This window comes from Oleiphilus sp. HI0117 (assembly GCF_001635235.1).
The window spans coordinates 1-622 of record NZ_LWGA01000370.1 but is presented as its reverse complement, the minus strand read 5'-3'; the positions used below and the strand labels follow the sequence as shown (position 1 = coordinate 622).

The window sequence follows — 622 nt, the reverse complement described above, 5'->3', positions numbered from 1 at the left end:
AGCGCCTAAACACACAAATACAAAAGTCCATTTTTCAAGCTCCTAAAAGTCAAAACTCAACTATACTATCTGTGATACAGCTCAACTTCATAGGTAACGAGCTTCTGGAATAGGCAATAGGGGGTCAAATATGTCCAAACTGTTAGATAACATATCAATTAAATCTAAGCTCTTATCAATCTGCACTATTACATTAGTTGGTATGCTTACAATCATCTTAGTCGAGCTCAATTTTAGCAAGACACTATCAGAGTCAGCTTCTTCGCTTGTGTCCATTGAAAAGCTTAACTCTAACATGCTTACCTTGAGACGGAATGAAAAGGACTTCCTCACCAGGAAAGATGAAAAATACGTCACACGATTCTCTGATAATGTTGCAAAGCTAAACAAAGAAATTAGCGAACTAAAAGTATTAAACAACTCACTTGGGTTTGACACTGAAGATAATCTCACCAAATTAGGCGACATAATAAAAAGCTATCATCAAACTTTTTTAACCATATCGAAAACTCAAAAAGAAATAGGATTAACACCTAAAACCGGGCTTTACGGTACTCTTCGAGCATCAGTACACAGTGCTGAGTCCGCTATTACTGAGCTAAAAGACTACCAACTGCTTGCG

General features: G+C 37.0%; 1 protein-coding gene. It reads left to right on the top strand.

Annotation, left to right across the window (positions count from 1 at the left end; genetic code table 11):
* Positions 1 to 130: 130 nt before the first annotated feature.
* On the top strand, positions 131 to 622 hold a 492-nt coding region (locus A3757_RS04415), incomplete at its 3' end, for a hypothetical protein (protein ID WP_197469758.1).